This window comes from Lacticaseibacillus suilingensis (genome assembly GCF_016861845.1).
Lineage (GTDB): Bacteria > Bacillota > Bacilli > Lactobacillales > Lactobacillaceae > Lacticaseibacillus > Lacticaseibacillus suilingensis.
The window spans coordinates 1-24291 of sequence record NZ_BOLV01000014.1 but is presented as its reverse complement, the minus strand read 5'-3'; the positions used below and the strand labels follow the sequence as shown (position 1 = coordinate 24291).

34 protein-coding genes and 2 pseudogenes are annotated in these 24291 nt (G+C 51.0%); 31 read left to right on the top strand and 5 right to left on the bottom strand.

Annotated elements, in window-relative coordinates; all coding sequences use genetic code 11:
- Position 1: 1 nt before the first annotated feature.
- From JUF11_RS09245 to JUF11_RS09180, 14 genes are all read left to right on the top strand, one after another.
- A complete protein-coding gene (locus JUF11_RS09245) occupies positions 2-304 on the top strand; it encodes a prepilin-type N-terminal cleavage/methylation domain-containing protein (protein WP_204119350.1) in 303 nt (100 codons plus the stop codon).
- On the top strand, positions 301-729 hold the full coding sequence (locus JUF11_RS09240; protein ID WP_204119349.1) for a hypothetical protein: 429 nt from the start codon (positions 301-303) through the stop codon (positions 727-729). Before JUF11_RS09245 ends, JUF11_RS09240 begins: the two co-directional genes overlap by 4 nt.
- Positions 726-1028, top strand: a complete 303-nt coding sequence (locus JUF11_RS09235) for a hypothetical protein (protein WP_204119348.1) — start codon at positions 726-728, stop codon at positions 1026-1028. The genes JUF11_RS09240 and JUF11_RS09235 overlap by 4 nt, the downstream gene beginning before the upstream one ends.
- Positions 997-1461, top strand: a complete 465-nt coding sequence (locus JUF11_RS09230) for a hypothetical protein (RefSeq protein ID WP_204119347.1) — start codon at positions 997-999, stop codon at positions 1459-1461. The genes JUF11_RS09235 and JUF11_RS09230 overlap by 32 nt, the downstream gene beginning before the upstream one ends.
- A complete protein-coding gene (locus JUF11_RS09225; RefSeq protein ID WP_204119346.1) occupies positions 1445-1627 on the top strand; it encodes a hypothetical protein in 183 nt (60 codons plus the stop codon). The genes JUF11_RS09230 and JUF11_RS09225 overlap by 17 nt, the downstream gene beginning before the upstream one ends.
- Before the next feature lie 98 nt (positions 1628-1725).
- The gene (locus JUF11_RS09220) at positions 1726-2736 is read left to right on the top strand and encodes a class I SAM-dependent methyltransferase (protein ID WP_204119345.1); all 1011 of its coding nucleotides are present in this window, start codon (positions 1726-1728) and stop codon (positions 2734-2736) included.
- 11 nt (positions 2737-2747) lie between these two features.
- Positions 2748-3938, top strand: a complete 1191-nt coding sequence (locus tag JUF11_RS09215) for an acetate/propionate family kinase (protein WP_204119344.1) — start codon at positions 2748-2750, stop codon at positions 3936-3938.
- A 44-nt stretch (positions 3939-3982) separates the two neighbouring features.
- Positions 3983-4438, top strand: coding sequence for a hypothetical protein (locus JUF11_RS09210; protein WP_204119343.1), 456 nt, complete (start codon positions 3983-3985; stop codon positions 4436-4438).
- A 147-nt stretch (positions 4439-4585) separates the two neighbouring features.
- A complete protein-coding gene (locus JUF11_RS09205) occupies positions 4586-5950 on the top strand; it encodes an amino acid permease (protein ID WP_204119342.1) in 1365 nt (454 codons plus the stop codon).
- Positions 5947-7284, top strand: a complete 1338-nt coding sequence (locus JUF11_RS09200) for an amino acid permease (protein ID WP_204119341.1) — start codon at positions 5947-5949, stop codon at positions 7282-7284. Before JUF11_RS09205 ends, JUF11_RS09200 begins: the two co-directional genes overlap by 4 nt.
- Positions 7285-7407: 123 nt before the next feature.
- Positions 7408-8430 (top strand): LacI family DNA-binding transcriptional regulator, encoded by a 1023-nt coding sequence (locus JUF11_RS09195; protein ID WP_204119340.1) that lies wholly within the window; start codon positions 7408-7410, stop codon positions 8428-8430.
- Positions 8431-8598: 168 nt separating this feature from the next.
- Positions 8599-9924 carry a PTS sugar transporter subunit IIC gene (locus JUF11_RS09190; RefSeq protein ID WP_204119339.1) on the top strand — a complete coding sequence of 442 codons (1326 nt, stop codon included), beginning with the start codon at positions 8599-8601 and terminating at the stop codon, positions 9922-9924.
- A 13-nt stretch (positions 9925-9937) separates the two neighbouring features.
- Positions 9938-11899 carry a heparinase II/III domain-containing protein gene (locus JUF11_RS09185; protein WP_204119338.1) on the top strand — a complete coding sequence of 654 codons (1962 nt, stop codon included), beginning with the start codon at positions 9938-9940 and terminating at the stop codon, positions 11897-11899.
- Between the two features lie 44 nt (positions 11900-11943).
- A complete protein-coding gene (locus tag JUF11_RS09180; protein WP_204119337.1) occupies positions 11944-12297 on the top strand; it encodes a cupin domain-containing protein in 354 nt (117 codons plus the stop codon).
- 81 nt (positions 12298-12378) lie between these two features.
- Here JUF11_RS09180 and JUF11_RS09175 read toward each other — a convergent pair whose 3' ends face one another.
- The 4 genes from JUF11_RS09175 to JUF11_RS09160 all read right to left on the bottom strand — a co-directional run bounded on the left by JUF11_RS09175 (position 12379) and on the right by JUF11_RS09160 (position 16477).
- Positions 12379-13506, bottom strand: a complete 1128-nt coding sequence (locus JUF11_RS09175; RefSeq protein ID WP_204119336.1) for a hypothetical protein — start codon at positions 13504-13506, stop codon at positions 12379-12381.
- Positions 13507-13783: 277 nt separating this feature from the next.
- Positions 13784-14932 (bottom strand): site-specific integrase, encoded by a 1149-nt coding sequence (locus tag JUF11_RS09170; protein ID WP_204119335.1) that lies wholly within the window; start codon positions 14930-14932, stop codon positions 13784-13786.
- Between the two features lie 193 nt (positions 14933-15125).
- Positions 15126-15380: a hypothetical protein gene (locus JUF11_RS09165; RefSeq protein ID WP_204119334.1), complete on the bottom strand. Its 255-nt coding sequence runs from the start codon at positions 15378-15380 to the stop codon at positions 15126-15128.
- Positions 15381-15772: 392 nt separating this feature from the next.
- Positions 15773-16477, bottom strand: a complete 705-nt coding sequence (locus JUF11_RS09160) for a helix-turn-helix domain-containing protein (protein ID WP_204119333.1) — start codon at positions 16475-16477, stop codon at positions 15773-15775.
- Between the two features lie 156 nt (positions 16478-16633).
- Here JUF11_RS09160 and JUF11_RS09155 point away from each other — a divergent pair, with 156 nt between their 5' ends.
- The 3 genes from JUF11_RS09155 to JUF11_RS09145 are packed head-to-tail and all read left to right on the top strand — an operon-like array spanning position 16634 to position 17903.
- A complete protein-coding gene (locus tag JUF11_RS09155; protein WP_204119332.1) occupies positions 16634-16882 on the top strand; it encodes a helix-turn-helix domain-containing protein in 249 nt (82 codons plus the stop codon).
- A 14-nt stretch (positions 16883-16896) separates the two neighbouring features.
- Complete coding sequence (locus tag JUF11_RS09150; protein WP_204119331.1) at positions 16897-17706, top strand: ORF6N domain-containing protein; 810 nt, start codon at positions 16897-16899, stop codon at positions 17704-17706.
- Positions 17707-17708: 2 nt separating this feature from the next.
- Entirely contained in the window at positions 17709-17903 is a 195-nt protein-coding gene (locus JUF11_RS09145) for a hypothetical protein (protein WP_125753762.1), read from the top strand.
- On the opposite strand, the gene JUF11_RS09140 is transcribed toward JUF11_RS09145, so the two are convergent.
- On the bottom strand, positions 17896-18147 hold the full coding sequence (locus JUF11_RS09140) for a DUF1883 domain-containing protein (protein ID WP_204119330.1): 252 nt from the start codon (positions 18145-18147) through the stop codon (positions 17896-17898). The two genes, JUF11_RS09145 and JUF11_RS09140, sit on opposite strands and share 8 nt — an antisense overlap.
- 54 nt (positions 18148-18201) lie before the next feature.
- Here JUF11_RS09140 and JUF11_RS09135 point away from each other — a divergent pair, with 54 nt between their 5' ends.
- From JUF11_RS09135 to JUF11_RS09075, 14 genes and pseudogenes are all read left to right on the top strand, one after another.
- Positions 18202-18516 carry a DUF771 domain-containing protein gene (locus JUF11_RS09135; RefSeq protein ID WP_204119329.1) on the top strand — a complete coding sequence of 105 codons (315 nt, stop codon included), beginning with the start codon at positions 18202-18204 and terminating at the stop codon, positions 18514-18516.
- A 106-nt stretch (positions 18517-18622) separates the two neighbouring features.
- Positions 18623-18823, top strand: a complete 201-nt coding sequence (locus tag JUF11_RS09130; RefSeq protein WP_204119328.1) for a hypothetical protein — start codon at positions 18623-18625, stop codon at positions 18821-18823.
- Positions 18813-18947 (top strand): hypothetical protein, encoded by a 135-nt coding sequence (locus JUF11_RS13315; protein ID WP_268886767.1) that lies wholly within the window; start codon positions 18813-18815, stop codon positions 18945-18947. Before JUF11_RS09130 ends, JUF11_RS13315 begins: the two co-directional genes overlap by 11 nt.
- Complete coding sequence (locus tag JUF11_RS09125) at positions 18944-19168, top strand: hypothetical protein (RefSeq protein ID WP_204119327.1); 225 nt, start codon at positions 18944-18946, stop codon at positions 19166-19168. Before JUF11_RS13315 ends, JUF11_RS09125 begins: the two co-directional genes overlap by 4 nt.
- A gap of 17 nt (positions 19169-19185) precedes the next feature.
- Positions 19186-19671: a siphovirus Gp157 family protein gene (locus JUF11_RS09120; protein ID WP_204119326.1), complete on the top strand. Its 486-nt coding sequence runs from the start codon at positions 19186-19188 to the stop codon at positions 19669-19671.
- The gene (locus JUF11_RS09115) at positions 19672-20343 is read left to right on the top strand and encodes an ERF family protein (RefSeq protein ID WP_236000509.1); all 672 of its coding nucleotides are present in this window, start codon (positions 19672-19674) and stop codon (positions 20341-20343) included.
- 4 nt (positions 20344-20347) lie between these two features.
- Positions 20348-21037: a putative HNHc nuclease gene (locus JUF11_RS09110; RefSeq protein WP_204119325.1), complete on the top strand. Its 690-nt coding sequence runs from the start codon at positions 20348-20350 to the stop codon at positions 21035-21037.
- Positions 21037-21354, top strand: a pseudogene (gene ssb / locus JUF11_RS09105) (single-stranded DNA-binding protein); the annotation flags it as partial. The gene JUF11_RS09110 and the pseudogene ssb, both read left to right, overlap by 1 nt.
- Positions 21355-21413: 59 nt before the next feature.
- Positions 21414-22310, top strand: a complete 897-nt coding sequence (locus JUF11_RS09100) for a phage replication protein O (RefSeq protein WP_236000507.1) — start codon at positions 21414-21416, stop codon at positions 22308-22310.
- Positions 22294-22725, top strand: a complete 432-nt coding sequence (locus tag JUF11_RS09095) for a RusA family crossover junction endodeoxyribonuclease (protein ID WP_204119323.1) — start codon at positions 22294-22296, stop codon at positions 22723-22725. The genes JUF11_RS09100 and JUF11_RS09095 overlap by 17 nt, the downstream gene beginning before the upstream one ends.
- 19 nt (positions 22726-22744) lie before the next feature.
- The gene (locus JUF11_RS09090) at positions 22745-23245 is read left to right on the top strand and encodes a hypothetical protein (protein ID WP_204119322.1); all 501 of its coding nucleotides are present in this window, start codon (positions 22745-22747) and stop codon (positions 23243-23245) included.
- Positions 23246-23377: 132 nt separating this feature from the next.
- The gene (locus JUF11_RS09085; RefSeq protein ID WP_204119321.1) at positions 23378-23554 is read left to right on the top strand and encodes a hypothetical protein; all 177 of its coding nucleotides are present in this window, start codon (positions 23378-23380) and stop codon (positions 23552-23554) included.
- On the top strand, positions 23551-24087 hold the full coding sequence (locus JUF11_RS09080) for a DUF1642 domain-containing protein (protein WP_204119320.1): 537 nt from the start codon (positions 23551-23553) through the stop codon (positions 24085-24087). Before JUF11_RS09085 ends, JUF11_RS09080 begins: the two co-directional genes overlap by 4 nt.
- Positions 24077-24291 (top strand): annotated as a pseudogene (locus tag JUF11_RS09075) (hypothetical protein); the annotation flags it as partial. The gene JUF11_RS09080 and the pseudogene JUF11_RS09075, both read left to right, overlap by 11 nt.

The following is a 24291-nucleotide window of genomic DNA, read 5'->3' as shown; positions in this document are numbered from 1 at the left end:
CATGAAAAAACGCCGGGCTTTCACCTTGATTGAGGTGCTCGCGGCTCTGGGCCTGATTATTGTGCTGACCTTGACCTTGGTGGTGACCATCAAAACTCAAGTCGATCAGGCTAACGCCCGCCAGTTGCAAAGCATGGTGGCCACTGTCAACGCGCAAATCGAGATCGCCTACAGCCAGACGGGCCGCAATGAGGCCGATTTTGCCACCACCGCTAGCCTCGTGCGGGCAGGCATCATCACCCAAAAACAAGTCGAGCAACTCAGCGCGGCCAGTTATCAGCCGCATGCCTTCACCGCGCCATGACCCGGCGCGCCTTCACCTTGATGGAAGTGTTGGCGGCGTTAACGGTCACGATCTTGCTGGCCGCGGGCAGTCTGGTGGTGGGCCGGCAGGTGCTGGCGCATCAGCAGGAGGAAGTATTTCTGCGCGCCGTGGCGGTCAATTGGACGACTCTGCGCCGGCGGGTGGAGGAAACCGGCCAAGCAGGCAAGTTGACCGTGACAGCAGATGCTTTGAGTTATACCCTCGCAGATGTCCCATTTGCATACTTGCGCGTGCCGGCCAGCATGACATTAACCGATGGGCTGGGCGTGATCACGTATAGCAGTGCCGGCGCCTTTTCTGACGTTACCGCCATCAAGCTGACTCGAGGCAATGGCCGCTTAGTGACGCTCAGTTTTCAGATGCAGTGGGGCTTGTTCCGGCAGAAAGAAGAGGCAAGCAAATGAAACGGCGTGGCAGTGTGATAGCAGAGCATCTGGCTGCCATTGCCGTGGTGGCCATGGTGGTGCTGTGGGTGGTGTTGGTGCAAACAGCCTACCAAACCCAGGTGGCTCAGGTGCAACGCGCGCTGGAAGCACGCTACGCCGCCATGGTGGCGCTACAACTGCTTGCACCAGGTGAAATCGGCAGTCAAAGCATCAGCGTTGGGCAGCATACTTGGCAGGTGACAGTCACTAACGGTGGCGTGGAGGCGCTTGAAGGAGGTCAGCAGTTTGCGTTCACATTCGGCAATGACGATGACTGAAGTGGTGATGGCTTTGGGCCTGATGGCGAGTCTGGCGCTGTGGTGGCGGCCGCTACTTCAACTGACGGTGGCCGTACCACCAGCGGCGGACTTGGATTATTATCAAGCCGCCGCTGCTATTGAGCGGTATGTGAGCGAAAGTGAAATTCTGACGGTGGCGACAAGCCAACTCAAGGTCAAACATGTTGGGCCGCGAACGCAACTTGAACAAATCAGGATTTTAGAGCGGCTGGCCTCTTCAGTGGATGGCCGCGATTACTTACAGTTTTCCGCCATTGGCACCAGTGGCAGTGAGAAAGGGTATAGCCCTTTGCTGTACGGCGCCTTGCAGATCCGGTTCACTCTATTGCGCCCAGGCGTGGTGCAGTATCAACTGACAATGCTTAGTGGCAGCCAGTACACGGGGGTGGCGATCGATGCGACGGCGAGGTAGTGCGTTGCTCTCCGCGTTAGCGCTACTGGTACTAGCGACGCTGGTAGGGGCAGGGAGTTTATATCAGATTTCGGTGTGGCAGGCCGATTATGTGGCCCAATTGGCTAGGGAGGATCAAGCAATGCGTGAAGCCTTTAATCAATGGAAAAGGCTTCCATTGCCGTAAGCGCGGCGCTTGGTGGCGATTGCTTGCTCATTAATTTGCTTGAATAACCCTTTAAGCACCGGTAGAATGGTTCTGTACGACTAAGGGGGTCCACAGGCGTGGCAAATGAGCACATGGAATCGTTATATTCGGCCTTAGATCAGGCCGCGACTTTGCTACACAAGCAGGTTAAAACTAGTTTTGTCGAGGCGGCCACTGAAGCCGGCGAAGACTTACAAACTGGCATGATCAATCACCAAGATGGCGTGCCCGATGCCGACGCCACGGCTAAGTTGGAGGCGTTATTCGCGCCACTGGATTTGAGCACCTTTTCGGCTGAAGAATGCCGCCAAGCGCTGCAGTTGCTGCTAGTGAAGGCCATTACGATTGATGGCGTGGAGCCGAACAAACAGGTGACACCTGATGCGATGGCCGAGCTGGCCACCTTCATCGCCACGGTGTTCATCACGCCGCAAAAAGAAACCGTCAAGGTCGCCGACTTGGCAGTGGGCTCAGGCAACTTGCTGTTTGCTGCCATGAATCAGCTGGCCGCGGCGCTGAAGGTCAAGGTGCAAGGCATCGGCGTGGACAACGACGATACCTTGCTGGCCTTTGCCGGGATGAGTAGTGCGCTCCAGCAATTGGATGTCGCCCTGTATCATCAGGATGCGTTGGGCCCATTGGTGGTCCAGGATGCAGATCTGGTGGTGTCCGATTTGCCAGTGGGGTATTATCCGCTGGATGATCGGGCTAAACAGTTCGAAACGGCTGCGCCTAAAGGCCATTCATATGCGCACCATTTGCTGATTGAACAAAGCTTGCGCGCCTTGAAGCCAGGCGGGTTAGGTCTGTTCTTTGTGCCAAGCAGTGTCTTCCAATCTGATGAGGCCAAGAGCTTGACCGCCTGGTTAACGCGTTCGGTTCATTTTCAAGGGCTTTTGAACCTACCGCAAAATTTATTTGCCGATAGCAAAGCCCAAAAGTCACTGTTGATTTTGCAAAACCCTGGTCCCAAGACGCATCAGGTCAAACAAGTGCTGCTAGGCGCGTTCCCAGCCTTGACCGACCAAGCGGCTTTTCGCCAGTTCATCGCTTCGGTTCATGATTGGGCCAAGCAAAATTTAGCGTAGGAGATGTCAAAATGCCCAAAATTCTAGCAATCAACGCCGGTAGTTCAACGCTTAAGTGGAAATTATTCCAAATGCCTGAAGAGCATGTGATCGCCAGCGGTATGGTCGATCGGATGGGATTGTCCAATTCCGAGTTCAAGGTCAAGTATGGCGACGATAAAAAATACGTCGTGAACCAAGATATTCCAACGGCAGAAATGGCCGTTGATATGTTGCTGAAAGCCTTGATTGAATTGAAAATCATTACCGACTACAAGGAAATCCAAGGGGTCGGTCATCGCATCGTGGCTGGTGGCGAACGCTTTAAGGAATCCGAACGGCTCGATGAAAAGTCCCTCAAGGAAGTCGAAGCCTTGGCCGAATATGCCCCGTTGCATAACCCAGCTGAAGCGGAAGGCATCAAAGCGTTCATGAAGCTGCTGCCTGGCGTGCCAGAAATCGGGGTTTTTGATACCTCGTTCCACAGCACAATGCCGAAGATGAACTACTTGTACTCCATTAAGCCCGAATACTATGAAAAGTACGGCGCTCGGAAGTATGGCGCGCATGGGACCAGTCATCGTTATGTGTCGCACCGCGCTGCCGAAATGCTGGGCAAGGACCTCAAGGATTTGAAGATGGTCACCATGCATTTAGGCTCCGGGGTTTCCATCACCGCCGAAAAAGACGGCGTGTCCTTCGATACCTCAATGGGCTTCACCCCACTGGCTGGGGTGACGATGAGCACGCGCAGTGGGGATATCGACGCTTCCTTGGTCGCATTCCTGATGCAAAAGCTGCACATCACTGATCCTGAAGACATGGTGAATATCCTAAATAAGGAATCCGGGATTTATGCCTTGTCGGGGTTGTCGCCTGATATGCGGGAGCTGGAACAAACGCGCCATGAACGGCCGGAATCTCAGCTTGCCATTGATATTTTTGTCAACCGCATCGTGAAGTACGTGGCTGGCTATATCGCCGAAATGGGCGGCATCGACGCTTTGGTCTTCACGGCTGGCATGGGCGAAGGGGACATTGTGATGCGCAAGCGGATCATTGATGCCTTGAGCGTCTTCGGCGCCAAGATTGATGACGAGCGCAACAATGTCATGGCCAAAGAACGGCTGATTTCCAGTGATGACTCAAAGGTAAAGGTGTTGTTGGTGCCAACCAATGAGGAACTGATGATTGCCCGCGATGTCATGCGCTTAGGCAAGTAAACCAAAAGGGGCTGCGGCCCTTTTTTATGTTAAGGAGGCTGGCCATGGACTTTTTGAGCTGGATTTATCTCGCAGTATTTGTATTGGCGCTAGGCGTTTTGATTTTTGTCCGCCTGCAATTGGTCTTCACGGCACGGCCGAATCGGTTTTTGGTGGGCTTCTATGCCGTGGCCGCAGTGATGATTGGGGGCTTTACGCTAGTCACCAGTCGCACGCTGGCAGATTATATCAGTGGCTTTTTCATCGCTGGCATGCTGGCCTTGTTTGCCTTGTGGCGCCGCGGGGTGACGGCAGATTCGCTGATTACCGGCGTCGGACGCGTGACCGGTTTGTACACGCTGGCCGCGGTGCAACTCACCACGGTTGATGGTGGCTGTGTGCTCGAAGCCACGGTGGGCACGGTGACCGTGGCCAAGTTGCGGTTGCGGCAGTCCGCCGAGACGGTGGCCGCTTTTTTAGGCGAGAAAATGGAGCCGAAGCGCGTGGTCATTGTGCGGTGAATAATTTTCATCTATCTGTTCAATAAGTGAGTAAAAGCGCGGCCGGGTGGGAACTGGCCGCGTTTTTGCGTGGCAAACGCCGGTGCGGCGGCCTTTCGGTTCCCTAACAAGAAGGCTACAATAGATAACATGTCTGGAGGGATTTTGATGGAAACACAGCACCAACAAGCCGACTTGGCGCGCATCCTCAAAAGTCGCCATGTGCAGTTGATTGCCATTGGCGGCACGATTGGCACGGGCTTATTTCTTGGCGCCGGCCAATCGATTCACCTGGCCGGGCCGTCGATTATTTTGGCGTATCTGCTGGCCGGCGGCATGTGCTTTTTGCTGATGCGGGCCATGGGCGAGCTGTTGATGTCCGATTTCTCGCAGCATTCCTTTGTTGATTTTATCCATCGTTATCTCGGCGAGCGCGCCGGCTTTGTGGTGGGCTGGACGTATTGGCTGTGCTGGCTCGCCATTGCCATGGCCGAAGTGACGGCGATTGGCATGTATATTCGCTACTGGCTGCCGGGCCTGCCGCAATGGCTACCGGGGCTGATTGCACTGGTGATTTTACTGCTACTGAATTTGATTTCCGTTGGGTTGTTCGGGGAAACCGAGTTCTGGTTTGCTTTGATCAAAGTCGGCGCCATTATTGGCTTGATTGTCGTTGGCGTTTGGATGATTGCCGTCCATTACCCGACCAGCAGTGGTCATGCTAGCGTCATGAATCTGGTGAACGATGGCGGCTTTTTCCCCCGCGGTCTGGGCGGCTTTTTGGCCTCATTTCAAATGGTGACCTTTAGCTTTGCCGGTATCGAAATGGTGGGGATGACTGCCGGCGAAACCGCCAATCCGAAAAAAGTGATTCCCGAGGCCATCAACGAGCTACCGCTACGCATTATTTTATTTTACGTCGGCGCCTTGGCAGTGATCATGTGCATCTATCCTTGGTCTGCTGTTAGTCCGGCCACCAGTCCGTTTGTCCAGGTGTTCAATAACGTCGGCATCAAGGCAGCGGCTGACATCATTAACTTTGTGGTGCTGACGGCAGCGGCTTCAGCCTGCAACTCCAGCATTTTCACAACCGGGCGGATGCTGTTTTCCTTGACCTTCAAAAGCCAAAATCCACTGCTCAAGCGCTTTGGCCGCCTGTCCCGGCGCCAAGTGCCGGCGAACGCCATTATGGCGTCCAGCCTGCTGATTGCTTTGGCCGTGGTGCTGAATTTATTCTTACCAGGGGCGGTGTTCCAACTGATCTCCAGTGTTGCTACCACCAGTTTTTTGTTTGTGTGGGGCGCTATTGTGTTGGCTCACTTACGGTACCGCCGGCAAAATCAGCACCCTACTGGCTATGTGGCGCCGTTTTATCCCGTAGCAGATTATTTCGTGCTGCTGTTTTTGGCTGGTACCGGGGTAATCATGCTGTTGAACAAGGCGACGGTGCTGCCGGCGGCGCTGGCGCTGGTATGGATGCTGGTGTTGAGCTGTGGCCGCTGGTGGCATGACCGAAGGGGGGCGGCGCAATGAGGCGCGAGACGCCGGAATTGGCGCGCCATCTGACCAGTCGGCATTTGCAGCTGTTGGCGATTGGCGGCACGATTGGCACAGGCCTTTTTTTAGGGGCGGGGCAATCGATTCATGTCGCCGGCCCCAGTTTGATTTTTGCCTATCTTCTGGCTGGGCTGATGTGCTTTTTCCTGCTGCGGGCGTTAGGGGAGTTGCTGCTGGCTGATGGCGGCGACCGCTCGTTCTTGGACTTGCTGCAGCATCATCTCGGCCCCAAAGCCGCCTTTGTGGCCGGCTGGACTTATTGGTTCTGCTGGGTGGCGGTGGCCATGGCGCAAGTAACTGCGATTGGGGTTTACATCCGTTTTTGGTGGCCGAGTTTACCGCAGTGGCTACCGGGGTTGGTGGCGTTGGTGGTGTTGCTCCTGGTTAATCTGGCTTCAGTGGGCACCTTTGGCGAGCTGGAATTCTGGTTTGCCATGATCAAAGTCGTGGCGATTGTGGCGCTGATTGGCGTCGGGGTCGTGCTGATCGCCGGTCACGTCAAGACGGCTGGTGGCACCGCCAGTTTGACTAATTTGACGGCGCATGGCGGTTTCTTTCCTCGGGGATTGCGCGGCTTTTTACTTAGTTTTCAGATGGTGACTTTTAGTTTCACCAGCATCGAGCAAGTGGGCTTGACCGCCGCTGAAACCCACAACCCGCGCCGGACGCTGCCAAAGGTGATCAACTGGCTACCGATCAACGTGCTGACGCTCTATGTTGGCGCCCTGGTGGTGTTGATGAGTCTTTTTCCTTGGTCTGAGGTCGATCAAACTGGTAGCCCGTTTGTGCAGGTCTTTCATAGTCTGGGTATTCCCGGCGCGGCCGGGTTGATCAATTTTGTCGTTTTGACGGCAGCCGCGTCCGCCTGCATGGCGTGCCTGTACAGTGCCGGTCGCTTGCTTTTTGAACTCAGTGTCAAACAACCACGGCTACAGGCCTTGACCAAATTGTCACGGCGCCAGGTGCCAGTGCGGGCGCTGATGGTTTCCAGCTTAGTGATTGCGCTGGCGGTAGGGCTGAATGCGGTGCTGCCGGCCTCGGTGTTTACGCTGGTTTCCAGTGCGGCCACGGTGTCGTTTTTGTTTGTTTGGCTGATGATCATCATTGCCCATTTGCGGTATCGGCGGCACGCGGCGGCCCAGATTTTCGCGGCGCCACTGTTTCCGGCAGGGGACTGGTACGTGATTGGCTTTTTGGCTTTTGTGTTTGTTCTGATGTTTCTCAATCGTGATACCGCCACGGCCACGTTGGCGGCGGGGGTTGGGCTGTTCGCCTTAACGGGCCTGGCTTGGGTGCAAAGCCGACGCTAATTGACCACCAGCTTTTCGACGTGGTGGTCTTTTTCTATGGCTGAATACAGAAGCGGCTGATTGCGCTGAGGGCAGTTAACCATTAGAATTGAGCCTAGGTAGCACTTTCCGATGGAGGAGCATATGACGAAACCCACGATTCAGGATGTCGCCGATTATGTCGGCGTTTCAAAAAGCACAGTCTCCCAATATTTAAATCATCACTATAACTTTATGAGTCCGGCCACCCGCAAAAAGATTGCCGCGGCCATTAAGACGCTCGACTATCAGCCGAACCAAGTGGCGAAGAGTCTGAAACAAAAGCGCACCAAAATTATCGCCATTGTCTGTGCTTCGCTGTCATCGCGGTTTTCAATTCAACTCATCTCGGCAGTGGAAGGCTACTGTCAAAAGCAAGGCTATACCGTCGTGATTGCGCGGACCCATGACGACCCCGCCACTGAAAAGCAGCTGATCACGTCGTTCATCAATCGCCAGATCGATGGCATTATCGTCTTCCCCACCAAACAAAACACCGCGTATTACCAAGAGCTTGCCCAGCGTGATTTTCCGATTGTGTTCGTTGATCGCTATCTCCCTGATGTGTCAATCGACAGCGTCTTGCTGGACAATCCGCTGGCGGCACAGCTGGCCGTTGAGGAGTTGATTAACCGCGGACATCAGCGCATTGGGATTGTGACCTTGCCGCTTGGTGATCAAATCACCACCCGGCAGGAGCGCCTGCAAGGCTACCTCGACACCTTGGCGGCACATGAGCTGCCAGTGATCAAAACCAATATCATCAGTTGTGAACGCAGTGAGGTGGCGGCGCGCCTGACAAGGCTGTTCGCAGTCAAAAAGCCACCGACTGCCTTGTTTTTAACGAACGACATGTTGCTTGAGGATACGTTGAACTGGGTGCGGACGACGAGCCTACACGTTGGCGAGGAGTTGTCACTGGTGTGCTTGGATGATGTGTCCTTTGCCCGGTTTTACGAACCGCCAATCACGACGGTGGCGCAGCCGGTCACAGAAATTGGGCTCACGGCAGCGACCTTGCTGCTGGCTAAAATCCAGGCGCCAGCTTCAGCAGCACCAGCAATCATCCGCAAACAACCGCAATTACATGTGCGCGAGTCCGTTCGCGACTTGAATGCCACCACTTGAAAAATGGACCAAAAATTTTCCTGAATTCGCTTGCAAAAAGTAGATTCAGGTTTTATTATTCAGAGTAGATAAACCGGTTTAGTTAATTCGGACCGGTTTATCTTCTGCAGATTAACTAAACCGGTTTACCTATTGACAGTATAGCTTTTGTATAGGAGGGATATTCAGATGGAAACTTCACCCAAGCCCAAATTCAGTGATCGTTTTGTTAGTGTCGCTGGTCGCATTGGCGCCGAAGTTCACTTGCAGTCATTGCGTGATACCTTTTCAATTTTGATGCCATTTTTTGTTCTTGCTGGGTTAGGTACGTTGCTGAACAGCGTCCTGTTTCCGGTCATTTTTAAAGGCGACACCTTGGTTCAAATTCAAACCTGGGGTGGTTTGATCAACAATGCCACCCTCAACATCTGCGGCCTGTTAGTGGCGCCGATTTGTGCCTACACCCTGGCGCAGCATAAAGGCTTCTCCAATCCGATTGGGGCGGCTGCAGTGGCGATTGGTGCTTTAATCACCTTCATGCCGCTGACCAACCAAATCATTCCGACTGGCGCCACCAAGGCTGTTAGCATTGCCGGCGCCGTGATGTACACCGATCTCGGCACGCAAAGCATGTTTGCTGGGGTGATTGTTGGCCTGCTGGTTACAGAACTGTTTATGACTTTGGCCAACAATAAACACCTGCAAATTAACCTGGGCGAAAATGTGCCGCCTCAGGTGGGCAAATCTTTTGCTGGCATGATTCCAACGATTTTAACCATCAGTATCTGCGCCTTGTTGTCCGCGTTAATGCTGGTGTTCCTAAATAAAGATCTTATTACCTTGATTGCCACCTTCATTCAGGAACCGCTACGCCGCATTAACACGAGTCTACCAGGATACTTACTGATTTTCTCGCTGGGCAATTTGCTGTTTACTTTCGGGATTCACCAGGCCGTCATTTTCGGCACGGTGCTGGAGCCACTGCTGATTGTTAATATTAACGAAAACGCCGCGGCTTTTGCTAAAGGCGTGCTGCCACCCAATATCTTGACCAAGCCATTCGTCACGGTTTTTGCCCAGATGGGTGGTAGTGGGTGTACCATTGCTTTATTGCTGGCGATTTTGATTTTCTCTCGCTACACGCCAAGTCGGCGGATTGGGGCCCTGTCCTTCGCACCAGGGATATTTAACATCAATGAGCCATTAATATATGGGTTCCCCATTGTCTTCAATCTGCCAATGATGATTCCATTTGTCGGCGTGCCGTTTGTGCTGTCGATTTTGGGCTATGCCTTAACTGCCATGGGCTGGGTCTCACGGACCGTGGTCTTCATTCCTTGGATGACCCCACCGTTGATTAGTGGCTATCTGGCTACTGGTGGTGATTGGCGGGCGGTTGTGATTCAAATCGTCTTTATCGCCTTGGCCACCGCCATGTACTTGCCGTTCTTGAAGATCAGTGACCGGGTCACCCAAAAACAGGCGGAAGCCAGTGCTGATCAAACTGTTGCCTAAAGGATGATAATTAATGAACAATGCACGAACAATGATTGATAGCCAAGCGGTGAGGCAGGAGCTCGATGCCTTCATTGCCGATTGGCATGATGATGCCAGCTGGATGTCTGGCTGGCGGCACCATTACTTTTGTGATGACGATGGTAGTTACCTGATTTACGATCCGACGCAGCCGCACGCCCATACCTGCCCAGAATGTGGCCGGGTTTACACGGATGACAAAAAGAACTTCGCTTGGGTCACAATCATGCGCAACAAAACCCTGCAAATGCTGAAATTGGCGGTGATTATGAATCGCCAGCAAGCGGAGGCTCGGTACGCGAGCTTTATTCGGCAGGTCATTCTCTTTTATGCCGATCATTACCGGGAGTTTCCCATTCACATTAAGGCCAAGCGGTTGCCGGATATGCATGATTATGATCGGGTGCAAGCGGATTTGGCCGCTCATAAGGTGGCGTTCGATCCGCATACCACGGACTGGACCTTTGGCGATTACGCCATCAATTTTCAAGGCCCTGGTAAAATCATGGCGCAGGGGCTATCCGAAGCCATTGCCTTAATCAGAATCAGCCTTTGTTACCAAATGGTTTTGCCGCTGTTTAGCGATGAGGAGCAGGCCCGCATCAAACACGAGCTGTTCGGGCCGGCTTGTCAATTTTTGGAAAAGCAGCAGTTTATCGAACATAATATTACCCTGTGGCGGGAGGTCTGCATTCAGATTCTTAAACTGATGACGGGCACCTATGCCTCTCAAGACCTGGATCGGCCCTTGGGGATTCATGAGCATTTGACGCATGGTTTGCTACCTAGTGGTTTCTGGTACGAGGGCTCGATTCATTACCATCATTACGTGCTTGAGGCCTTAGGTTACCTCGGTTTTTTCCTGCACCGGTATGGTCAAAGTGACCAGCAACTCGAGACCGCCTGTGCTGAAATGGCTCAATTCAGTGTCAAAATCGCGTTTGATAACGGGACTTTTCCCAATCCCAATGACGGGTGGCCAAATGTCAATCTCAAAACCTATCTCAATGTTTTTGAGCTACTGGCGGTTAGTTACCCTGACAATGCTGCGATCCAGCAAGCTTATGCTGAAGTGCTGTCGCAGCAGGCAGCGCGAGTGGCGTTGCCGATTGAAGATGAGCGCTTCTGGGGCGATACTTCGGCAACCGGATTATTGCTTGGCCAGGTTCCAGTTGCCAAGCCGCAGTTGCGTCCGGTTCAAAGTGCTAATTATCCAGATGCGCATCTGTTGATGCTGAAGAATGCCACCTTTAACGTTTTCCTGAAATACGGGGTTTATTCCCGCTCGCATGCGCATTATGACCCGTTTAACACCGAGCTGACCGTAAACGGCCAGTGCTTGGCTAAGGATTTGTCAAATGTCGGGTACGGCAGTGAGCTCGTGCGCAGGTGGTACAACACGCCGCTTGGGCACAACACGGTGATTATTGATGAATCCGATAATGAAATCATGTATCATAGTCAAATCGAAAGTTTGGGCGCAGATGATTATCGCGTGATTTCCGACGATCAGTATCCTGGCGTTACCATTGCCAAAGCAGTGAAACTGACCGCGCAAACGGTGCAAATCACGAGTAGCGCCGAAGCCAGCGTTCGCCATACCATCGATGTTGTGCAGCATTTTGATGTGCCAATTATGGTGACGGCGGGGGCGGCCACGCTCACGCCACTAAGCGAAGTGCCGTTCTACCAGCAGCAGTTGGACCCGACGGTGGTGCATGAAGCCTATCGGGTCACCGATTGGCAGCAATTAACCTTGCATGATCCCCGTAGTGGCGCCACAATTAGTTTTACCAGCGCCTTGCCGGCGGCGTTTTACCTACTGGAAACCGTTGGCAATCCCAACACAGACAATCGTTTCACCGTGCTGGCCCGCTTCAATGGCCTGAGTGCGGCACTGACGATGAATGTTACAGTATCAGGCGTCATGGCCAACGGACGCTTAAATGATTAACCTAACCGTTCAATGTGAACGGTTAGGGTGGAAGGTGATGCGCAGTGTTTTTTAAACAAAAAGATTTACACATTGATCAACTAGACGACAATTCTTCACGGGAGGTGCTGGCCTATGGTGACCAGCTCATGAATGCCCGTATTTTCTTCAAGAAGGGGTTGGATCCGGAAACGGCCATTCCAGTGCACAATCACCCACATGTCCAAACCACCTATGTCTTGAAAGGTTCCTTCAAGTTCATCATCAAATATCCCGATCATGATGATATTCAAGTGGTTAAAGCCGGGGATGGCATTTATTTTCCTGCCCAGCTGTTCCATGGCTGCATACCCTTAGAAGATGATAGTCAGCTACTTGATTCATTCACGCCGATTCGCGTGGATTTTCTGCAGGCCTGAGTGTTGTACCCCATAACCAAAAATCGCATTACCGGCCAGCGTCGGTAATGCGATTTTTGGTGTACTGGTCATTGCAGAGACTTAGTTGACGTTGATTTTGCCTTTGCTAATGGTGACCGGTTCGGTGCCGTTCACGCCACCAGCATAGTTTTGCGTGATGAAATGCAGGTTCACCGTCAAGCCAACCAGGTATTGATGCTCCCCTTGAGGTCGCAATGAGCCAGCGAGGGTGCTGGACGAGCGCTTGTCGAGCTGGCTGAAAATGGTGAAGACTGCGCTTGGGAGGCTGGTCTGATTGGCTTTTTGCTTCGTGTAAAGCACGGCCTGACCCGCCGCGTTGACCGCGACCATTTTGGTTGGGGTCAAAAAGACGTAAAGGTTATTGTAGACGTCGCCGCTGGCCAAGCTTTGGTGACTGAGCTTGACTTGCGCCTTGCTGAGCTGGGTTTGCCGCAGCTGATAGGCAATTTTGGTGTAAAGCGTTTTGGTGCTGTATTGGCCGAGGTTTTCAATTTGGCCGCGGGTATAGGCGCCATTTTGCGCCGCGAACAGCTGGCCATTTTTGACGACGGCAGTTTGACCAGCCTTGGTTTGCCAGGTGCCAGAAATGGCGGCGGGTTTCACCACTTGATCGCTGGCATAAGCCATTTTGCGGGTGAACTTGTTGCCGCGGTTAATGACGCCGCCGGTTTCGCCGGTGGTGTAGGCCATTTGCACCGCGTACAGGGCATCACCTTGAATCAAATAGCCCACTGGACTTTGAGCAATACTGCCATCGGCCTCTTTAATGTAAACTAGATCATTGCGACTGGTGATTTGCTTCGTGGCGCCCAAGGTCTTGAGGGTGCGGTTGATTTGCTTCACCGTCGCCCATTTGGTCTTAATTTTGGGGTTGGGATTTTTGACCTTCGAGACGCCTGCCTTCACCGCCTGGTAGGTGGTTTGGCTTTGGGCGGCGCCATGATAAAATTTGCCGGCGTCGGTGACCCAAGGGCTGAGCTGGCTGGCAGCCTGGGCGGTTTCACTCCCAAGACTAGCGCTTGCGGTTTGCGTGGCCGTGGCGGTTTGCACTTCGCGCCAAACCTGATCACTTTGGGCCAAGACCGCTGTGGTGTGCTGGTACACAGCTGAGGTGGAAGGCGCTTTTTGGCAGGCAGCAAGCAGGCCAGCGGCGACGACCGTCAGCAACATCAGAATAGTTTTTTTCACGTTTTTTCTCCTAGTAGGCTTCATTATCGCCATCATGCGAATAACCGGCTTGATTGTCAATCAAATTCGCGGCGCTTCGGCGAGTCGCAAGAAATGTTTAGGCATTCGGCATAGAAAAGTCATACTTGTCAGGCAGAATTTTCTTATCAGCTGGAAAAGAAAAAAGTCCGCGTCGGTTGAAACCTCAACCAACCCGGACCTCACGATGGAGACGACGTCCATGGCAGAACTAAGTTATAGCAGGCGTTACATCACGTTTTGTCCAACTGACGTCCAATCAGTTTTCCAGACTTTCCAAGGCCTCCAGGGCAAGATTGTTCTCTTTTTCCCGACTATCATCAAGCATGTGTGAATACACGCGCAAAGTGATGGTAATGTCAGAATGCCCAAGCCGTTTTGAGATGTAGTAGATATCGACGTTCCTGCTGAGCAGAAATGACACATGGGAATGGCGCAGTCCGTGAAAGGTAATTCGGGCAGACAGTGGCCGGTCCATTTTTTTCTCCACCCGATCTTCAATGGCCCTGAGCGCTTTATTGGCAGCAGCATTTGTCGGCACAGTGTTCTGCTTATTACGAAACACCATTTGTAGATCATCACGCCTCCCTGTGCGAATATAGTACGCGGTCTGCTCTGACTTGATCCTGTGCAGTAGCATCATGGCCTCCGGAGTTAGGCTGACCGTTCGCACGCTGGATGGTGTCTTAGTGGGCTGAAAACCCTGGCCAAAGTGATAGTCCCACGTTTTGTTGATGTTGATTGAGGAGGTGACCCAATCAACATCTCCCCACGTCAGCCCTACCAGCTCGCTGTACCGGGCACCGCTAACCGCGCCAAGATAAATTAAGCAGTTAGAGATGTTATTGTAGCTGGCGTGGCTGAGTGCATCTGTCATGATAGCTTGCAGTTCATCAGCTTGCAGAAACTTATCTGCCTCACTTTTACCACGACTACCAGACAGCTCAACATTTAGGGTGAAGTCAACAGAAATCAGTTGATCGTTGATGGCGTTCTTGACCATTGATCGGACATAGCCATTTAACCGCTGAGCGGTAGACCGGCTGCGAGTTTCACCGAATTGGTTCATGAAGTCCTGCCATTCGGAAGGTCTCACTTCCCGCAGAAGCCGGTTGCCGAACCCGGCACGCAACTCTTTTCCAATAATGGGATAACGCTTCTCTGTTATCATAGTGTGCTTGCCAGTCTTGTAGCGGGCAACCCAAGCATCCCAGTAGTCAGCTAGGGTAACGTCACGATTAGAGAGGTCGCCTCCATTACGCTTGGCTTTCTCTACTTCTTCGGCCGCTGCGGAAGCTAGCTGCTTGGTGCGGAAGCCACCGTGTGACACGATTTTTTGCTCACCATCTTTGTCTAGGTAAGAAACTCGGTATTCCCACTTGCTGCTACGTTTCCGAAATGATGCCATGATTTCACCTCCGTGTGCTATACTGGGGTACGCAAAGAGCGCACTCGTGGTGCTGTTTGCCCTAGCGTCTACCCGACCGGCCATGGTGTGGGGTAGACGCTTTTTCTATACTATATTGGAACATCAATTTCATTGGCTATGATGTAATACTAGCTTTTATGAGTTTCATAATATGGTCCTCCTTTATGGCAAATTATTGGTTTGATTTTGGACCATGCACAGGCTTAATGAATTGTGGTATTTCAGAAAGCTTACTTTTATTCTTGATTTTCTTTATTGATACAACAATACAATTGTTAAGCTCAACTTTTTCTTTGGCAGTAAACTCTTGTGAATTTGAAATATCGAGCAAGACGGAACACTCGTACTTTTTTATTGGCACGGCTTCGAAATTAGTCCACTTCTTATCCTCAAACTTATAAATGCTAACTATTACAGAGTTTTCCATAAGCATTCCTCCAATAAATCGTTTTAGGCATTGATTGGATAAGTAGTTCAACACCCGTTGGTCGGCTCGCACGACCATGCCGCTAGACGGGTTTTGTTGCGCAGGTGCTACTTATCTGTGTGGCGCCAGTGGAATATGAATAGCAACGAAGACACTATTAGCATGATTGCCCCGTTGAATAGCTGCTGGTAGAGGTAGATACCGGGCTGTGCGGACTTGTCGAACCAGATCAGCGATGAAATACCAGATACAACGGTGTATAGCGAAATCAAAGCAACTACAAGACAAACCAAGCATGCTGCATACATATATAAGTTCTTGATCTTCATGTCGATTCTCCTTTCAGATTAACGCCCGCGGCCCGAGTTGCACGGGCCTGATACTGTGGTGGGTTAGTTCAGCACAACACCGATGATGCTGACATCTTCGGGATCGAGGTATCTGTCGGGATACTTGTCATTCAGTGAGTGTAGAACAATTTTCTTTTGTTGATAATCGCGGGATACCTGCTTGAATGTGACGCCCTCGTCGGCCACACGGACAACGGCCAGATCGCCATCGTCTATTGTGTCTTGCCATCGGACGAATATCTGCGAGTACTTCGGGTAGTCTGGCTCCATCGAGTCGCCTTCAACGGTAACGATTTCATCTGCACTAGCTGGGATGTCGTCAACATTGACGCGCGTCCTACGCACCTCAGCGTCCTGTGCATCGCCATCGATTGGAGCACCGGCTGCCGTACCACGCCCGCAAACAATCTCACGCTGCTCTGGTAATGGGACGACATTCTCGTTCTGCTGCTCCTTCAGCTGGCCCTCGGCGTAGGTGTAAACGTTCTGCTGGCGGGCAGGGTGGAGCTGGACAACGGTGTCGTGAATGCTTTCTGCCAGTCCGGTAGATTTAAGACCCATCAGAACTTGGGGTTTAACCCCAAGAGCAAGGGCAACTTTGGCAACGACTTCTATAGGTACCTTTTCTATGTCTCCCTTTTCGTATCTGAAAATGGTTGATCTCGAGACACCAATCGCGTCAGCGAGCGTGTCTGCACTAATCTTCTTTTGCTTTCGGATAGCTCTCATACGTTCTCCAACATTCATATATGGCACCTCCTTTTTCTTTAATTATAATGTCTTGTCGCAAAATTGCAACATAAAAAAGTCGCGATAATGCGATTTTTGTGTTGACAACTCAAACAACACGGATTAAGATTGGTTCATAAAGTCGCAGGAACGCGACAGAAGGGAGGAACACAAATGCTATATGTAAACCTCGATAGGCTAAAAGGACTAATGACAGAACGACACATTACCCAGGAAAAATTAGCGGATTCGCTTGGTGTTGCGCGAAGCACAGTATTTCGCAAAATGCAGCGCGGAGGGCAGGACTTTACCGCACGGGAGATTTTCAAAATGATGGAGGTCATTCCGTTAAGCGATCAGGAAGCTATAGATATTTTTTTAACCAAAAAAGTCGCATTAACGCGACAAAAGGAAGCCGTGTAAAAGGAGGCATAGTAATGAACGAATTAAAAGTAATTGGCCGTGAGCATATCGGCCACATTGAATTCACTGGTATCGAAGGCGGGTTCGGCAAAGACAAAAAGGCGATGTTGGTTAAGGACATTGCGTTGATTCACGGCCAGCCGCTTGGCGAGATTAATCGACGGATCAATGACAACCGAGAACGCTTCAAGAATGGCATCGACATTATTGATCTCAAATCCGTGATGGGTCTGAGCCATAACGAATTTGGCTATACCCAGAACGCTTGGAACCGTAGCGCAAATGCATATCTGCTTTCCGAGCGTGGGTATTCCAAGCTTCTGAAAATTCTCGAAGACGATAAGGCATGGGAAGTATATGACCAGTTGGTCGATGGTTACTTCACCATGCGAGCGGAGGCCAAGGCAACACAGCCGCGTATCGATTCCGCCAAGCGACTTGAGATTATGAGCGAGAATGCACAAACACGCAAGGGAACATTGCTTTACCGTATCGCCATGCAAACCAAGTCCGAAACGTCCAAGCAGGCACTGTTGGCCAAGGCTGCGGAAGCAATCACCGGTGAGATGACCATTCCCGTGTTGCTCAAGAAGGAGTACAGCGCAACGGCGGTCGCCCAGAAGCTTGGAACCACAGCCAACAAGGTGGGCCGCACTGCTAATCAAATTGGCATCAAGGCTGAACAGCCGGGCCAGAACAAGTATGGCCGATGGGCTAACAGCAAGTCACAGCACAGCGACAAAGAAGTACCGCAATGGCTGTACTTCGATGAAGGTGTCAAGGCTATTGCAAAGGCAATTAATTCAGCTAAGGAGGCCGTATAGGTATGAACGAACATGCAAAGGGTGAGCGTAGTGCTGAACATCTTGCTTCGGTAAAGAAGGTACAGGACAAAGAAGTCGAAGACCAAGTTACTGAAATGGTCATTGATCTGCTCGCGCAAAAAGGCTTCACATTTGCCAACTTCGAATCCGTTGTGGCTCGTGTGAAGTCTCACTTTCAAGACAATGCAACTATTTAGACCAGGTGTAACGGTATTGTTCGCCTGACCCGTTATCGACAATCAGATACCAGCGTCCCGATCCAGACACCCGAATTGTCACAGGCGTTTGGTCATAGTGGCCGCCAAAATACTGGAAACGACCGCCACGTTGTCGAACGTTGAAATTTGCTTGATCCACCAAGTAAACATCTGCAGCGTGCTGGAGTTCAACAGTAACAGCTAAAGATCCGCTCGGATTGTCGTAATAAGGAATTTTTGCCATTAAATTTCACCTCCTTCCCGAGGTGAATTATCTCACAAAAAGGAGGCATCAGATATGCCACCCACATTAGACCTGATGCCATTAATTCAGGAGGCAATCAAAATAGCCGTGGATCGATCCGTTGCTGACCAGCTCAAGCACGAACCTGATTACCGCCGCTGGTGGTCAGCGAAGGAAGTGCAAGAACGCTATGGCATCACGCCAACCTGGCTGAGCGAGCACATCCTCAACCAGCCGCGGTTCCAACGACAACTTGACGGGTTCGCATTCAACTACCATGGCCAGATGGGCTGGCGGTTCGAGCCACTGGCGTTCAGCGAGTTCATGCGTAAAGAGTTCCGCAACATAGCAAAGGAGGCTAAGTCATGATGCAACAACTAATCGAGTTTGTATTATCACACCCGCGGGCCATTCCAGCGGTTATCATGGCGCTCATGATCGGGTACTTCATGCGTGATCCAAGGGGGTACTTCGAATGATGCGCGATCAATTCCGCGAGGCTGAACTATCACGCCAGCACGAAGCCGAAGGGGAGCCGCAACAGTTTGAAGACTGGAAGGGCAACCCGGTCGATGAAAGCCGCGACTATCTCGACTTCCACGGCGAACTGGTTCTGCTAGACGAACTGGAAGACTATGTACGCGACGAACTGGGGGCGACAGACTATGAACCTTAGCACATATGAACGCCTGCGCCGCATCAGGAACCTAGCGATTATTCGCGGCAACGGATACGAATGGCTGGAGAAACTAGCGTGGATGAAGATGCGGGAAACCATGAAGGAAGGTGAAACGAAATGATTGTGTACTTAACACCGCAAGAAATCATGCAAGTGCTACTAGACAATATCAGCAATGCTAAGGCAGACGTTGGTGAGTCAAATGGCAACAATCCATACGCAGTCGGCAAGCTTTCTGAAGCGATTGGCGTGTATACGCAGGTTGTGAACATGAACGAAAGCAAGCGCCGTGAATTGCTTGAAGACACGAAAAAAGCCGCCGGCATTCAGGCCAACGACTAGAAAGGAAACCAAGGGGTATGAACATATTATACGACCTAACAGATAAATTGACCAGCCTACAACGACAAGCAGAAAGCGGCAACGCTGATCCACAAGCGATTGCTGACACGATGGAAATGGTTGAGGGTGACTTTGAAGACAAGGCAGTCGGCTATGTCAAGGTTTACAAATCAATTGACGCGGACGTCAAAGAGATTGACGCCGAAATCAAGCGTCTGCAAGAACGCAGATCTAGCTTCAAGAACAATGCTAATACGATTAAGCAACGGCTAGTGCAGGCAATGGTTGAAACCGGGCACGAACACATCAAGACGCCCCTGTTCACCATCTACACACGGCGGACAGTCAGCGTGCAAGCACCAGAAGACCCGAACCAACTGCCGCAGGAGTTCATTAAGACCACGTTGGCGGTCAACAAAGCCGACTTAAAGAAAGCATTGCAATCTGGCCGTGACGTACCGAACGCACGGCTGGTCGAAAACGTGTCACTGGGGGTGCGGTAGATGGCAGAAGATAAGCAGGAAGCCACTCAAGAAATGTCTGAACAGAAGGGACTAAATATTGTCCAGAAGCTTGTGATGGCAAGCAAGATGATTAAACCTGTGGCCAAAGATGGCGAGAATTCATTCAATAACTACCGGTTTCAGTCTGAAGCCGCCATTAAGGCCGCGGTAAAGCCGGCGCTAGAAGCAACCGGGTTAATGATCATTCCTTCATACGAAATGCTCAATCAGGAAGATCGGCAGGGGCGTAAAGGAAGCAACCATTATGTTGACGTACTTGGCCGTTATGACATCACAGACGGTCACGAAACGTTGCATGGATCAATGCTTGGTAGCGGCCAAGATACCGCTGAGAAAGCGATGATGAAGGCTGCCACGGCTGCGCAGAAGAACTTCTATAAGCAGTTATTTAACATTAGCGACCAAGAAACAGATGGAGATGCTGACGAAAGTCCACATTCAACAGGCAAGACAAATGCTCCCGTTGCGTATGCGCAAGATAGGGCCACGTTCAAGCAATTGGTGGCTGACTTCGCGGTGAAGGACGGTTCCAAGCCAAACGATATCTACAAGAGCATTGCCAGTTCTGCGGGAGTCACAACAAGGTTCACCGAGTTATCCGAGGCTGAACTCGGTAAGTTAAAGATTGCACTCAGCAAGATTACGGGGTGATCGTTTGCTACTCAACGGGAGCATTGAAAAGCTGAGCGGTGATGAGCTTACTGTCAGGCTAAATAAAATGCCTGACACACTGAGGTTACATCAACTTGCTAATGGCAAGAAACCAAGTGTCGCCGTTGAGGTTGAAGACGGCCGGAGTATCAGCCCTGACCAGCGTAAGAAGATATGGGCACTGATCAACGATTATGCGCTATACACGGGGTATTCACCACTTGAGATGGAGGCCTGGACTAAGGCGTTCTACATGGCTGAGACTGGCTCCGAGTATTTCTCAATGTCCAACTGTTCGATGAGCAAGGCCAGTGAGTACCTGAGCTATGTTATCACGTTTGGCTTTGACCACGGCTTGCCATGGAGCACCAAACACATGGACTCAATACCAGACGACTATCCCCTGATGATGCAGTGTCTTAAGCATCGGATGTGTGTGATCTGTGGCAAGCATGCGGACATCGATCATGAGCCACCACTTGGAGCAGGACGCAACCGCAATGACGTAGACAACCGGCTATACAAGTTTATGCCGCTTTGCCGAGTGCATCACACAATTCGGCACCAAAAAGGCATCAATTGGTTTATGGATTTCTACAAGATAAAGCCGGTGAAGCTAGACGAAGAAACCCTTATCAGTCTCCGGCTTAATACGAAGAGACAGTTCGAAGAATTTGACGGGAGGAACAAATGATGATTAATAACGTTTCGTTAACCGGTCGGCTGACGCGTGATATAGACCTTAAATACACGCAAAACGGCACCGCAGTAGCACAATTCACCTTGGCTGTGGACCGCAGGTTTAAGAACGCATCAGGAGAGCAAGAGGCCGACTTTATCAACTGTGTGATTTGGCGCAAGAGTGCGGAAAGCCTATCGAATTTCACACACAAGGGTTCCATGATTGGTATTGAAGGCAATATTCAAACGCGCACGTACGACAATAACCAGGGACAGAAAGTATTTGTAACTGAAGTTGTCGTTAGCAACTTTTCATTGCTAGAGCCGAAGCGTAAGCCAGCAGGAAACAAGCCGGATGATGGCCTTCCCTTCTAGATTGAGGTGATTGCATGGCAGACGGAGGCTGGATCAAGCTGTACAGAGTATTGCTAGACGACGACCTCTGGATTGACTGCACACCAGTTCAGAAGGTCGTGATGATTACCTTGCTATTGATGGCCAACCACAAGGAACGAAAGTGGATATGGCAGGGAAAAAAGTTTGTTGCTAAGCCTGGCCAAATGGTGACGTCGCTTGAGTCAATAAAGCAAGAGGCTGGCAAAGGGGTGAGCATTAAGAACGTTCGTTCCTCCCTGGATAAATTTCAAAAAGTCGGATTTCTGGCAAACCAATCGGCAAAGACGGGAAGGCTTATAACCATTGCTAATTGGGCAAAATACCAAGATGGCGTTGAAGAAGTGGCAAAGCAACAGGCAAACAACTGGCAAACAGGTGGCAAACAGGTGGCAACTAACAAGAATGTAAAGAATGATAAGAATGAAAAGAAAGAAGATAGTCAGCATTCCCGCAAGCGGGAATATGCCGACGACTCCCCGGAGCTGATCGAAGCGACCTACCTCTGGGAGAAGATCAAAGGCAACAACCCGGAACACCGGAAACCAGACTTGCAGTCATGGGCTGATGACATCAGAAAGATGAACCAACTGGATCATCGCCCGTTTGAAAAGATCCACAAGATGATTGACTGGTGTCAGATTGACACGTTTTGGCAAACCAACATCCTAAGCGCATCAAAGCTGAGATCGAAGTACGACACCATGGCGGCACAGGCCAACCGACCATACACCTCAAGACGTGCGCCTGCTAGGCAGGAGGCCACACCAGAATGGATGCAAGAAGGCTACAAAGCACCTAAGCAAGAGGTCAGCGCAGACGCTAAAGCGGAGCTGGCGGAGCAACTCAAGGAATTAGAACAACTTAGGAGTAGAAATGCAACCAGCAGTTAAATTAACTATTCCCGGTGAACCAGTTGCTCAAGGACGGCCTAGGTTTTCTCGGCGAGGAAAGTATGTAAGTACGTATGATCCGCCCAAGTCACGTGGCTACAAAGAATACATTAAGCAGATTGCACGTCAGGAGCTCCATATTGAGCCTATGACGGGTTCTATCGTGATAAACGTGAAAGTATACAGGGGCATTCAAAAAGCCGGTAGCAAGCTTACTAAGCGGCAAAAACAGGACGGCATCATTAGGCCAACTGTTAAGCCGGATACAGACAACTATTACAAAGCGGTGTCTGATGCGCTGACCGGGATTGTATGGGTAGACGACAACCAAATCGTTGAGATGCATGTTAGCAAGTGGTACAGCGACACACCGCGGGTAGAAATTGAGGTAGATGAACTATGTCACAAATGCTGAAATTACCGGAGGAAATCTAATGGGATTATATAACAGAGGCACTGTGGAAAGCTGGAAGGCGTCATTACGCAATGCCAGACACAGTGGCAATCTGCTGACAATCAAAGTCGATGAGCTATGTCTGAAGCTTGCTATGTCCGGCATGACCATCGCTGACTTGAAAGACAACGATCCACGACTGGTCGAAATTCGGCAGATCGTGCCACGGCGAAAAGATGTAATAGATCATACCGCAGCCGAAATCAGGCGCAAAAAGCGTAACGAACGCATCTGGAACTTGCACCTGAAAGGCTGTTCGCCAAAGCTGATTGGCAATGAAGTCGGCATAAGCGCGACAACCGTGCTAAAGCTGGAAAAGCAGTTAATGCGTGAGCACAACAACGCAATCGACTACACGCAGGTGGCGATTGAGCGATTGACTAAGGAAAGCCAAACAGTCGGTCAAATAGCACTGGCCTTGGGATATAACCAGAAGACAATTACGGCAAAGCTAAACGCTATGGAGCATAGATATGCTTAACATTCTAGCGATAGTATTCATCGGTATCGCGATTGTCGAAATCGGCTTCTATATGAGCATTGTAATGCCAATCATATTTTTATGCCTGGCCGTGGTAGCAATATGGGGTTCAGTGATGATGGAGGATAAGAAATGAAAATTATTAAGGTAGCACTAGCGGTAACTATTTTCCTGACGTTGGCAGCAACAATCATTGCAAAAACGTTTCAAGGAACAGTGCTTAACACGTTAATGGCCTTGGTTAGCCTAGAACTACTTACAAATATTCAGATTAGTGAAATCGCAGATAAAATGGAGGCGCGGAAATGAGTCTATATGCAGTGAAGAACGACAAGGGCGATTACTTAAATGGTGTGGCTGGTGAAAAACCACTATTTGGTGGTTTAGACAAAGATTGTGTATTGAATGGTGAAGATGCCGGATGGTTGGCTGGTCGTGGATACGGCCACGTCGTCGAGCTGATTGAGGCCCCGGCGAAGGTCGTGGTGAGCGAGGCGGAAGCGGAGATGCTGGAGCAGGCGAAGTGTGATGATGACCCCGCCGAGTTAATTGTCGGGTTCGTCAACTCTCATGACAAGTATGACGATGACCGCAAAGCGGAAGACCGCCTCATGCGCGCCTACGTCAACGGTTGGACGGTCGAGAAGCCGAAGCGGTACGGCGTGTGGGTTCCCCATGTGACAGGGAAGATGTATTTCAAAGATGGCCGCGGAAACGATGGACTTGACATTGCAAGTGCAGACTGTCTTAACGAGTCCAATCAGCAGTTCACCCTCGCCGAGATTGAACACTACGGACTGCAAGACTGCGAACGTGTGGAGGTGACTGACGATGAGCAATGAGACGAAGCGGGACGTGTTCGGGAAGTTACTCAATGCATATCAGAATCTAGTTGTGAAGGACATCGAAATGCAGGACGAGAACTACCACGAAAATGTAACAACACCGTGGAATATTGTATATGATGCCGCCTTGCCAGATGATCTGCCGGTGATTCCGGAAGCATGGGGAGATACGATTGAAGAGTTTAAGGCTAACCACTACCG

Excerpts from the sequence above, each read along its gene's own strand:
- JUF11_RS09165 (WP_204119334.1), bottom strand. The coding sequence starts at position 15,380 with ATGGAAAACTCTGTAATAGTTAGCATTTATAAGTTTGAGGATAAGAAG.
- JUF11_RS09100 (WP_236000507.1), top strand. The coding sequence starts at position 21,414 with ATGGCAGACGGAGGCTGGATCAAGCTGTACAGAGTATTGCTAGACGAC.
- JUF11_RS09200 (WP_204119341.1), top strand. The coding sequence starts at position 5,947 with ATGAGGCGCGAGACGCCGGAATTGGCGCGCCATCTGACCAGTCGGCAT.
- JUF11_RS09240 (WP_204119349.1), top strand. The coding sequence starts at position 301 with ATGACCCGGCGCGCCTTCACCTTGATGGAAGTGTTGGCGGCGTTAACG.
- JUF11_RS13315 (WP_268886767.1), top strand. The coding sequence starts at position 18,813 with ATGAACCTTAGCACATATGAACGCCTGCGCCGCATCAGGAACCTAGCG.
- JUF11_RS09115 (WP_236000509.1), top strand. The coding sequence starts at position 19,672 with ATGGCAGAAGATAAGCAGGAAGCCACTCAAGAAATGTCTGAACAGAAG.
- JUF11_RS09225 (WP_204119346.1), top strand. The coding sequence starts at position 1,445 with ATGCGACGGCGAGGTAGTGCGTTGCTCTCCGCGTTAGCGCTACTGGTA.
- JUF11_RS09190 (WP_204119339.1), top strand. The coding sequence starts at position 8,599 with ATGGAAACTTCACCCAAGCCCAAATTCAGTGATCGTTTTGTTAGTGTC.
- JUF11_RS09135 (WP_204119329.1), top strand. The coding sequence starts at position 18,202 with ATGCCACCCACATTAGACCTGATGCCATTAATTCAGGAGGCAATCAAA.
- JUF11_RS09140 (WP_204119330.1), bottom strand. The coding sequence starts at position 18,147 with ATGGCAAAAATTCCTTATTACGACAATCCGAGCGGATCTTTAGCTGTT.
- JUF11_RS09150 (WP_204119331.1), top strand. The coding sequence starts at position 16,897 with ATGAACGAATTAAAAGTAATTGGCCGTGAGCATATCGGCCACATTGAA.
- JUF11_RS09120 (WP_204119326.1), top strand. The coding sequence starts at position 19,186 with ATGAACATATTATACGACCTAACAGATAAATTGACCAGCCTACAACGA.
- JUF11_RS09155 (WP_204119332.1), top strand. The coding sequence starts at position 16,634 with ATGCTATATGTAAACCTCGATAGGCTAAAAGGACTAATGACAGAACGA.
- JUF11_RS09210 (WP_204119343.1), top strand. The coding sequence starts at position 3,983 with ATGGACTTTTTGAGCTGGATTTATCTCGCAGTATTTGTATTGGCGCTA.
- JUF11_RS09195 (WP_204119340.1), top strand. The coding sequence starts at position 7,408 with ATGACGAAACCCACGATTCAGGATGTCGCCGATTATGTCGGCGTTTCA.
- JUF11_RS09130 (WP_204119328.1), top strand. The coding sequence starts at position 18,623 with ATGATGCGCGATCAATTCCGCGAGGCTGAACTATCACGCCAGCACGAA.
- JUF11_RS09235 (WP_204119348.1), top strand. The coding sequence starts at position 726 with ATGAAACGGCGTGGCAGTGTGATAGCAGAGCATCTGGCTGCCATTGCC.
- JUF11_RS09080 (WP_204119320.1), top strand. The coding sequence starts at position 23,551 with ATGAGTCTATATGCAGTGAAGAACGACAAGGGCGATTACTTAAATGGT.
- JUF11_RS09245 (WP_204119350.1), top strand. The coding sequence starts at position 2 with ATGAAAAAACGCCGGGCTTTCACCTTGATTGAGGTGCTCGCGGCTCTG.
- JUF11_RS09160 (WP_204119333.1), bottom strand. The coding sequence starts at position 16,477 with ATGAATGTTGGAGAACGTATGAGAGCTATCCGAAAGCAAAAGAAGATT.
- JUF11_RS09185 (WP_204119338.1), top strand. The coding sequence starts at position 9,938 with ATGAACAATGCACGAACAATGATTGATAGCCAAGCGGTGAGGCAGGAG.
- JUF11_RS09170 (WP_204119335.1), bottom strand. The coding sequence starts at position 14,932 with ATGGCATCATTTCGGAAACGTAGCAGCAAGTGGGAATACCGAGTTTCT.
- JUF11_RS09095 (WP_204119323.1), top strand. The coding sequence starts at position 22,294 with ATGCAACCAGCAGTTAAATTAACTATTCCCGGTGAACCAGTTGCTCAA.
- JUF11_RS09085 (WP_204119321.1), top strand. The coding sequence starts at position 23,378 with ATGAAAATTATTAAGGTAGCACTAGCGGTAACTATTTTCCTGACGTTG.
- JUF11_RS09205 (WP_204119342.1), top strand. The coding sequence starts at position 4,586 with ATGGAAACACAGCACCAACAAGCCGACTTGGCGCGCATCCTCAAAAGT.
- JUF11_RS09125 (WP_204119327.1), top strand. The coding sequence starts at position 18,944 with ATGATTGTGTACTTAACACCGCAAGAAATCATGCAAGTGCTACTAGAC.
- JUF11_RS09145 (WP_125753762.1), top strand. The coding sequence starts at position 17,709 with ATGAACGAACATGCAAAGGGTGAGCGTAGTGCTGAACATCTTGCTTCG.
- JUF11_RS09090 (WP_204119322.1), top strand. The coding sequence starts at position 22,745 with ATGGGATTATATAACAGAGGCACTGTGGAAAGCTGGAAGGCGTCATTA.
- JUF11_RS09215 (WP_204119344.1), top strand. The coding sequence starts at position 2,748 with ATGCCCAAAATTCTAGCAATCAACGCCGGTAGTTCAACGCTTAAGTGG.